The organism is Chitinophaga pinensis DSM 2588 (genome assembly GCF_000024005.1).
Classification (GTDB): domain Bacteria; phylum Bacteroidota; class Bacteroidia; order Chitinophagales; family Chitinophagaceae; genus Chitinophaga; species Chitinophaga pinensis.
The window spans coordinates 7,310,236-7,320,034 of the sequence record NC_013132.1; the positions used below are offsets into that span (position 1 = coordinate 7,310,236).

The following is a 9,799-nucleotide window of genomic DNA, read 5'->3' on the forward strand; positions in this document are numbered from 1 at the left end:
GCTACTTTTAACCTGTAACCATGGCGTATTTATCCCAAATGACGCGATATGAAAAGTGATACACCATTCCTCCGCAAACTGGACCAACACCGTAAATTCCTTTTAGGATATCGCCTGGCTTTTGAGACCAGTTCACAGCGCTCAAGCTGGCGCCAGATTGTAATGCTTTGGTTTTCTGCCGCTTCGCAGGGAAACAAAAGAGCGCAGTTTTATCTGGCTACCTGCTATGATAACGGAATGGGTGTACAACGGGACACGGCCATTGCCTTCAAATGGTATATGAAAGCTGCATTACAGGGCCACATGGAGTCACAATACAATGTAGGATTCTTTTATCGTGAAGGAGATGTTGTCAGACAAAACGATAAAAAAGCCGTTTACTGGTTCAAACTGGCTTCTGCACAGGGAGATACAGAAGCGCAACGCGATCTGGGCTACTGTTATTTCTACGGCCTTGGCATAGAGAAAGACGTCACACAGGCTATCTTCTGGTACAAGAAAGCAGCTGCCAAAGACGATCCTAAAGCGCTGTACAATCTCGGACTCTGCTACAAACACGGTGACGGCGTCGGCCAGTCTCAGCGTTGGGCAAAATATTATTTCGAAAGAGCAGCCCGCCTGGGCAATAATGCCGCTTCTCTTCAGTTACGCGAGATCATGCGTACCACCAGCCAATATTCTTAACTGTTAGGTACTGTCCGCTCAAGCGGCAGTATCATCGTAAATGCTGTTCCCACACCTGGCGTAGATTCCGCCGTGATAAATCCTCCATGATTACGAATGATCTTTCTGCAATAGGCCAGCCCTAATCCAAACCCTTCATAGGTGGACTCAAAAGAGATCCTTGCAAAAATGTCAAATATCTTTTCAAGCTGCTGTTTTTCTATGCCCATCCCATTGTCCTGCACGCGGATACGGACATACTTTTTATTCCCGGCAGCAGGCAGCAATGACCTGACCTGATGAATATCCGGTTCACTTACCAAAATACGGATCTCTGCAGGAGCGTCTGTACGGGCAAACTTAAGTGCATTACTGATCAGGTGGTAAAACAGTTGCTCCATCTGCATGGAGATCGCCTGCATATATGGCAGGGAATCTGCGATGACACGACCACCTTTCACAAACAAAGACTGCTCCAGTTGCGCACAAACATCCGCCACCACCTTATTCAGATCGATCTTTTCAAAAGAAGCGTCTACATAATTCAGTTCTGAAAAGTCCGACAGGTCTTTGATCATCATGGAGATCCGCTGTGCTCCGGCATTGACTTTCAGGGCCAGTTCCTTTGATTTCTCCACATGCGCCTGCTCCACCGCATCTACCAGCATATTACTGAACAGGCGGATCTTTCTCAGTGGCTCCTGTAAATTGTGATTTGAAATATGCCTGTACTGGCGGTTCTCATCCTGTGTTTCAGACAATTGCCTGTTTAGCTCGCGGATGGCTACATCGTTGCGCTCCATCTGATCAATGCTATGCAAATGAAAGGAAATCAGTTCCGAGAAAAGGTTAAACATCCCTATCACCCGCGGATTCTTCAACTGTGCCGGTCTCGGATCGATCGCACAGAGTGTTCCGAAGAATTCACCGTTTTTCAAAATAATAGGTACAGATATATAACTCTGAAAACCATACATTTTGGGGGTATGATGATTAGAAAATGCTTCATCCCCCGCCACATGATCAATAATCACCGCATTCCTGCTGTCGCGTATCTCATTACAGATAGTCGTCTCTATCTGCAATTCTCCCCCAGGCTCCAGCCCGAAGGCGATTTCATCCCGCACACTGCACGCTATCCACCTGTCCTGTGTTACCCTGGCAATGGCCGCAAACCCCATTCCTGTGGTACGGCAGATCACTTCCAGCATGGTAGGCACAATAGGGATACTTTTTACGCTCTCGATATCTGCTGAAATATTACTACTCATTGCCCTCGTTAAAACCGTTATTAACAACGTTATTGCAATAAAGATAACTAATTATAATTCAGAAGGAACTGTTCCTCAAAAAACCGGTACTCTACCGGATTGATCGCTTATATTAGGGTAACGTTATTGAATCGTCTGCCGACATTGATTATCTGTCCCTCTAATTACATTAAAACCATGAGATCTTTTAGTACCCTGGTGCTCTTCATTGCACTATTATTCCCGGGCATATCCAAAGCCCAGTCTACCAAAATCGTTACAAACCACATCGGTTATGAATTCAGTAAATCCAAACGCGCTGTACTGCTGGCGGAAACTAAGGTCAGCGTTGGCAACGTAGACCTCATCGACGCCTCCAGCGGACGAAAAGTCTACTCCGCAAAAGCCGTATACAGTGGTCCGGTAGACCAGTGGAAACACTGGCAGTTCTGGACAATTGACTTCAGCGGCTACACTACCGCCGGTACTTATTTTCTCAGTGCCAGCGTGGCCGGTCAGTCCGTACGCTCCTACCCTTTTACCATCGGAAAGAACGTACTGGAACAGGCGACCATCTCCGATGTCGTCTATTATTTCAAAGGACAGCGTTGTACCGGCCTTTTCGACCAGGCGGACCGTCACCTACACCTGGCCGGAATGCCGTCTGACACCATCGACGCACATGGTGGCTGGTACGATGCAACGGGCGATTATGGTAAACACCTGTCGCACCTCTCCTTTTCATCTTATTTCAATCCGCAACAGGTGTCACTCACCGTCTGGAGTCTGCTGAAGACATACGAGCAACTGAAAAGTAAACCGGGTACGGACTATCGTCAGTATATCAGACGCGTACTCGATGAAGCCATGTTCGGCGCCGATTATCTCGTCAGACTGAAAGCGCCCAATGCTTCTTTCTATCGCTCCGTTTCTGCACCTGGTCCGGGTAAACTGGCCAAAGACCGCACAATCCGTCCGGAGGACAAAGGCTATCGTATCAAACAGTCAAAAGACCAGTCCTTCGGTAGTGGCAGCGGGACCTCCAGCGAAATGAACAACTGGCGAAGCTACCAGTCCAGCTACCGTTCAGGCGCGGGCCTATCCATCGCTGCATTAGCGATTGCTTCTACTTATGATACTTCCGGAGAGTACAGCAATAAAGACTACCTGAAAACAGCAGAAGACGCCTTCGCCTTCCTGGAAAAGGAAAATCCACAGATGACGAATGACGGAAAAGAAAATATCGTAGATGATTATTGCGCACTCAGCGCCGCCACTGAACTCTACAAAGCAACACACAAAGACATTTATCTGCAGGCAGCCATCAAACGCGCCAAACAGTTAAAAGACCGCCTCATCAGCAGTGGTAAATACCAGCACTATTTCCGGGCAGATGACAAAGACAGACCTTTCTTTCATCCTTCTGATGCAGGCTTGCCGGTCGTTAGTCTGCTGAACTTCTATCCACTGGCGCCGGCTGCATTGCAAACGGAAATCAAGGCGACAGTCAGACAATACATGCAATATGAACTCGCTATCACTAAAGAAGTGAACAATCCCTTCGGTTATAGTCGTCAGTATACTGAAGACACTGCCGGTATCAGGAAAGCGACCTTCTTCTTCCCACACGGTAGTGAAGCATCTCCATGGTGGCAGGGAGAGAACGCCAGACTGGGTTCACAGGCAACCGCAGCAAGAATGACGGCACACTTGTTTAAAGCAGATAAACCTTTTCACGACAGCCTTGAAAATTTTGCGCTCGATCAGCTGAACTGGATACTGGGACTCAATCCTTTTGATGCCTGTATGTTACAGGGCGCCGGACATAACAATCCGGCATACGGCTTCTTCGGCACCTTTGAATACACCAATGCACCTGGTGGCATTGTGAATGGAATTACCTCCGGTCTGGAGAATGACAACGATATTGACTTTAATCTCTCTTATGCCGTTACAAAGAAAGACTATGACTGGCGCTGGGCAGAACAATGGCTGCCACACGCCGCATGGTACCTGCTGGCGGTAGCGATCAATGAATAAAAAGTAAAAGGGCTGTACAGTGATTGTACAGCCCTTTTACTTTCATAACGTGTAGATTTATTTATTCAGCAGTTCTGCCAGTTTCTTGTTGAGTGATTCACCTCTCAGGTCATTACCGATGATCTTGCCTTCAGGGCTGATCAGGAAACCTGCCGGTACACCAGTTACACCATACAGGATGCCCACTTCGTTACCCCAGCCTTTCAGGTCTGATACATGGATCCATGGAATACCATCCTTTGCGATCGCCTCTTCCCATTTCTTCTTATCACTATCCAATGATACACCCAGGATCTCAAAACCTTTCTCTTTATACATCGCATATTGCGCTTTCAGATTTGGGTTTTCAGCACGGCATGGGCTGCACCAGCTTGCCCAGAACTCCAGCAACACGGTCTTACCTCTCAGGTCTTTCAGAGAGACAGGATTACCATTCGTATCTTTCATAGTAAAGTTTGGCGCTTCTGCCCCCGGAGTGGTCAGCTTCACTGATTTGATACGCTTATCAAGTTCCAGCCCTTTCTTGGAATTACGCAGTTTTGCATTCAATGCATTATAAACCGGCGTTACAACCTCCATATTCTTCGACATATTCGTATACTCGGACAGCGCGATCAGGCCGAATACAGAATTAGGATTATCCTTTGCAAATTGCAGCTGTGCAGCATTCCTGTCTCCCACACGTTTGCGGAAACGCATGTCTACTTCTTTCAGGAAATTAGAATCAGCGCGCTGCTCAGGTGTACCTGCATTAAACTCATAGTTGGCATTTTTGGTGATCGCCATAATCTGCCCACCTATTTTTTTATTATAAGCGTCTTCCTGATCATGGACTTTAGAACCTTTGAACACTGCATTTGCCAGGGAATCTTTAGAAGTGATCGTGAAGTTCTCAGGTCCGAAATTGAAATAGATCGCATCTCCGGCATACACCGCCTTCATCTTTCCATCTCCATGATGCGCCAATGCCATGCGGCAGGTAGCCACCCCCGACAGTTCTCCGGTAAATTTAAAAGTCCCGTTGACAACATCCACAGAATCTTCCTTTCCACCGTCATTAAGCACATCGGTCCAGTCCAGATATACCCGTGCATTAGGGTCCAGATTACCGATCTTACCGGTAATAGTAAAAGTATTTTTAGATTGAGACTTTGCCAGCATTGGTATCAGGGCCGCAAAGAGCAAAAAAGTTTTTTTCATGGTCGATTTTGGTAAATGGTGGTCGAAGACTTTACATAGATAAAGCAATGAAATCGAAAAATCTTAGCGTCTTTTTCGAACTTTTTTTAAAGAATCTGCTGAAACTGTTAATAAAAACTAAACCACCTATCTTTTTTCAGGAGTTATAAGGATGTTCCGGATACGAAGTATCTGGTATAAAATGGGATCATGGTCGCTCCGGATATTTGTTCCTGAGATAGTCGACCGACTGCCTGATCAACTGTTCCAACACGGACTGGTCTATGTCAGACAGCTTTTTAATATACAGACAACCCTTGGCGGCTTTATGCTTCCCCAACTTATCCAGCAATGTGGAATTGTCCGCAAAACCCGGCATGACATATAAACTGAGCTGCAGCTTACGGGGAGAAAAACCTACCAGACAGGCATCCCCTTCATGCCCGCTGTCATATTTATAATGATACTGTCCGAACCCGACGATCGCCGGGCCCCACATCTTCGCCTTATACCCGGTTACTTTCTCCATGATACGCACCAGTTCGAAGCAGTCCGCCTTTACTTTTTCATCCTCAACATTTTCCAGGAAAGCATCCACAGATTGTGCAGTTGGTTTTGTTTTCTGTTCTGCCATATGAAGGGGTTTGATATACAGACATAAAGTTATGTCAAATCAACGTTCGTTCTCCCCGTGACAAAAATATTGTACGCTCCCGGGTCAGTTGATGGCCTTGCAGTACCTTTTGCAACGCCGCTGTCTGCTCCTTGAAATGCGTCCAGCCACTATGATGTACCGGGATAATCTTATTGGGTTGTAATACTTTTGCGGCCCGGATCAATCCCCTGCTATCCATGGTATATTGCCCGAAGCCGGAAAGATACCTGAACTGTACCGCCCCCAGGTTAAAGATACCGGTACCTACTTTAAACCGTTTGCCGACTTCCGCAATGCCATTGAAATATACCGTATCGCCGGACAAATAGATCACGCCATCGGGCTGCCCCTCATATTCAATCACAAATCCCGTCACCATACCGGATATAAACTCCGGTATCCATGCCGGCCGATGCTGGGCAGGTGTAGCCGTGATCCGCAGGCCAGGAACTTTCGGCGTATCTATCGCATAACTCTCCCACTTTTGCAGCCCTCTTACGTTTTTTAAACGTCTGGCAGCAGCGGTAGTAGAAAGCACATGGGGAAAGCTATTGATGAATGCGCGACCATTATTATCCAGGTTATCCTTATGCTGATCATGACTGAGCAATACCAGGTCAATATCCTGTAAGGCTGATAAGGGCAGGGCCGGATCTTCGGTTTTACGGGAGAACGCGCCAAAACCATGGTAGTATAATGCGCCGGCGTTGTCCAGCGTAGGTTCAGTCAATATTTTGAAGTCCCCTATTTCAAGCAGGATACAGGCGGTGTCAATATGGGTAATATACATAAGAGCGATCAATGCTATAAAGCTATTGATTGTGGCATCTCTTTACAATGTAGATACAGGATATTTTGTTGTATATATAAAATACAATTGCCCCTCTTCCGAGGGGCAACGCCAACTTAAAACACAATATAGGGATAAATCACGGATAGGTCTTAGTGTTCCAGAACGGTGAATTCCGCTCTTCTGTTTGCCTTGTGTTCTTCCTCCGTACAATTCACACCATTCGCACAACGGTTAATCAGTTTGGTCTCGCCATAACCTTTAGCAGTCAGACGTTTTTTATCAATTCCTTTGGAAAGGAAATAATTCAATGTTGAAGTCGCACGACGCTGGGAGAGTTTCATGTTATAGTTATCATCCGAGCGGCTGTCTGTATGGAATGACATATCTACCTTCCAGTTGGCATTTTCCTTCATCAGGGCGATCAGTTTATCCAGTTCTTTCGCTACGTCAGGACGGATATCTGCCTTACCCAGATCGAAATAGATGTTCTGTGGATTGAACTTGTTACCCAGCTCAATCTTACGCGGTGCACCAATTCCCTTCGCCGGAACCGGCTCTTTCGGTTTATTCACCACAGTTTCTACTTCGATTTTTTCCAGATAAAGGTCACGGTGTAAAACTGCGGATTCTGTCAACCCGTTTGTAGTCACCGCAACCCCCAATTCTGGTCTAAACAGTGGCTTCTGGCCATCCAGCGCATAGGCTGTTAAACTATCCAATGCAAAATGAAAATTACCTTCGTTATCAGTAAATGCTTTTAACACTTTTCCGGTGCCCTTATTCGCCAGGGTCACTTCCGCATCTCCGAGTGGCTGATTGGTCTTTTTGTCGATGGCTTTACCTTCCAGGGAGAAGATCAGGATCTTCGCAGGTGTAAAACGATAGAGGTCGTCACTACCCTTTCCACCTTTTCTGTTGGAAGAAAAATACATCGTATTGGTACCATTATAGGCAGGCGCAAAATCATCCTGTGCACTGTTTACCGGCAGGCCCATATTACGGACTGCCCAGGTGCTTTTTTCTTTTACCGCACGGAAGATGTCTAATCCACCAAGACCAGGACGTCCGTCTGTAGAGAAATAGAACACCCCGTTGTTATCAAACATCGGAGAACGTTCATTGCCTGCACTATTAATCTCCGGACCCATGTTCACCGGCGTCTGCCACTGACCATTTATGTCCAGGGTGCTGTAATAGATATCAGTGCCACCATTTCCTTTATCGCCATAATCAGCAACAAAGTAGAGGGTTTTACCATCAGGAGCTATGTAAGGATCACCGATGGAATGATTGAATATTTCATTGAAAGGGAAAACCGGCAGTTGTTTCCAGCCACCACTTGCCGTATCGCGTTGCTGTCCCCTGATCTCGATGTTGAGGGTATAAGGATTTTCCTTACCCAGCAACGAGCCTTTCTTTCTGGCCAGTTCCGTTACTGCATAATAGAAGGTTTCTCCGTTCGCCGTATAACTTGCATCCGCGCTATGGTAATCACCATTCACGTCACGTACCAGCAGTCTGGTCGTGCCGCTGTCCAGACCATTGCTCTCATAAAGGTGCAGGTAACTATTGCCGGTATAACCACAGTATTTCTTTTTGATATTGCTGGTATTGAACAACATATCGCGGCGCAGGGAATCGTAAGGACGATCCGAAGCAAAGATGACTTTTCCGTTATTGAAAGCCGTACTCCAGTCAGACCATTCACTGTTGAGTCCTTTCAGGTTTTCCAGGTCTCCCCTTACCGGAACTGCCGTCCATGCGGAAGCGCTGTCACAACCCGCCTGCATACTTTTAGCGAGTATATCGCCAGGCGTCTTAGACAGGTAACCATTCAGCACCTCTTTTGCAGTACTATATTGTTCATTATTCATGAGGATTGCTGCGTAATACAGTTCATCCTCGGCAGTATGTTCCGGCATCGCTACCAGTTTTCCATACCAGGTAGCTGCTGCAGGATAATCTTTCAGCAGACGGTAACTGGTGGCCAGTCCGCGCGCCGCTGTTACTGTTTCTTTCTTCTTATATGCTTTCTGGTATAATGGAATAGCTGCTGCGTAATTGTATAGGGTAGCCTCACTATTGGCTTCTTTTATAACGTACTGTCCATTGGCGGTATTAAACAATCCCGTTACCAGCAAGGCACTTAACAATGCAGGAAGGGTATAATGTTTTCTATTCATAATGGTATTATGATATCTGTTTTTGTAACGCAATGATGTTAGAAATATCTCGGTGACAACATCCTTGCTTTAGGATTAGCCCAGGTATAATTGATTGATACCTCATGCGTAGAAAAGCTGTTAGCCCCTGTACCGTTTGTCGTCTGATCGTATGCATACCCGATACGCAGTTTCTCGTTGATAAAGAAATCAACCATACCGGCTACGGCGCCTGATTTACTCAGGGAATTTGCGATCTTATCCTTGTTAAGTACGGCAGTACGGTAAGAAGCACCAATCCAGAGTTTTTCATGAAACAGCACGAAAGCGTTCAGGTCAGCACTGGTCGGACCCGCGAAGTCTTCCTTCACCAGGATGGAAGGTTTCAGGGATACATTTTCTGACAGTGGGAACAGCGCACCAACGGTATAAAACATGTTTGGTTTCAGTGGCAGATAAGTTCTCAGTTTATCCGATTTCTGAAAAGATCCGGAGATGATATTATCCGCAGATACACCTGCATAAAAACGTTCACTGTTATAGAAGATACCCACCCTTGCATCCGGCATCATAGACGTACCTTTTGCATTCATCAGCAGCGCGTCATTCTGGCTCGCCGGATTAAGCGCTTTCAGATTCAGCTGTTGCTGGATAAACCCGACACTCAGACCGATCGCCAGACGTTTGTTGCCATCCGCATCCAATGGAACACGATAGGCATACGTACCGTAAAGGGCAGTGTTCTTCTCGGCGCCCAACTGGTCATTAACTGCCTGCAGACCTAAACCCACACGGCCATCATTTACGACGCCGTCAACTGCAGCAGAAAATGTTTTGGGTGCACCGGGAAGACCTGCCCATTGCGTACGGTAGAACATATTGAGGTTCCACTGTTCTTTATAACCTGCATATGCCGGATTGATATAAAGTCCGTTAAACATATACTGGCTGAATTGCGCGTCATGCTGCGCATGTGCCGACTGGAATGATAGGAAGAATATTATAGGTAGAATGATCTTGTAAAACTTGCTAGTCATAATCTCTTTTTTTACTGTTG

The 9,799-nt window shown here is 46.4% G+C and carries 8 protein-coding genes; 2 read left to right on the forward strand and 6 right to left on the reverse strand.

The genetic code is table 11. The features are described 5' to 3' along the window. Nucleotides 1–48: 48 nt before the first annotated feature. Nucleotides 49–684 carry a tetratricopeptide repeat protein gene (locus CPIN_RS28425; RefSeq protein ID WP_012793334.1) on the forward strand — a complete coding sequence of 212 codons (636 nt, stop codon included), beginning with the start codon at nucleotides 49–51 and terminating at the stop codon, nucleotides 682–684. Here the strand turns inward: CPIN_RS28425 and CPIN_RS28430 are convergent. Then, nucleotides 681–1,934: a sensor histidine kinase gene (locus tag CPIN_RS28430; RefSeq protein WP_012793335.1), complete on the reverse strand. Its 1,254-nt coding sequence runs from the start codon at nucleotides 1,932–1,934 to the stop codon at nucleotides 681–683. The two genes, CPIN_RS28425 and CPIN_RS28430, sit on opposite strands and share 4 nt — an antisense overlap. A 177-nt stretch (nucleotides 1,935–2,111) precedes the next feature. On the opposite strand from CPIN_RS28430, the gene CPIN_RS28435 reads away from it, so the two are divergent. Continuing rightward, complete coding sequence (locus tag CPIN_RS28435; protein ID WP_012793336.1) at nucleotides 2,112–3,953, forward strand: glycoside hydrolase family 9 protein; 1,842 nt, start codon at nucleotides 2,112–2,114, stop codon at nucleotides 3,951–3,953. A 57-nt stretch (nucleotides 3,954–4,010) separates the two neighbouring features. Here the strand turns inward: CPIN_RS28435 and CPIN_RS28440 are convergent, their stop codons facing one another. The 5 genes from CPIN_RS28440 to CPIN_RS28460 form a co-directional block, all read right to left on the reverse strand. Further along, nucleotides 4,011–5,153: a TlpA disulfide reductase family protein gene (locus CPIN_RS28440; RefSeq protein WP_012793337.1), complete on the reverse strand. Its 1,143-nt coding sequence runs from the start codon at nucleotides 5,151–5,153 to the stop codon at nucleotides 4,011–4,013. A 187-nt stretch (nucleotides 5,154–5,340) separates the two neighbouring features. Next, nucleotides 5,341–5,766 carry a DUF1801 domain-containing protein gene (locus CPIN_RS28445; protein WP_012793338.1) on the reverse strand — a complete coding sequence of 142 codons (426 nt, stop codon included), beginning with the start codon at nucleotides 5,764–5,766 and terminating at the stop codon, nucleotides 5,341–5,343. 34 nt (nucleotides 5,767–5,800) lie between these two features. Beyond that, on the reverse strand, nucleotides 5,801–6,577 hold the full coding sequence (locus CPIN_RS28450) for an MBL fold metallo-hydrolase (protein ID WP_012793339.1): 777 nt from the start codon (nucleotides 6,575–6,577) through the stop codon (nucleotides 5,801–5,803). A 152-nt stretch (nucleotides 6,578–6,729) separates the two neighbouring features. After that, nucleotides 6,730–8,763 carry an OmpA family protein gene (locus CPIN_RS28455; RefSeq protein WP_012793340.1) on the reverse strand — a complete coding sequence of 678 codons (2,034 nt, stop codon included), beginning with the start codon at nucleotides 8,761–8,763 and terminating at the stop codon, nucleotides 6,730–6,732. A gap of 38 nt (nucleotides 8,764–8,801) precedes the next feature. Continuing rightward, nucleotides 8,802–9,779 carry a PorP/SprF family type IX secretion system membrane protein gene (locus tag CPIN_RS28460; RefSeq protein ID WP_012793341.1) on the reverse strand — a complete coding sequence of 326 codons (978 nt, stop codon included), beginning with the start codon at nucleotides 9,777–9,779 and terminating at the stop codon, nucleotides 8,802–8,804. Nucleotides 9,780–9,799 lie beyond the last annotated feature (20 nt).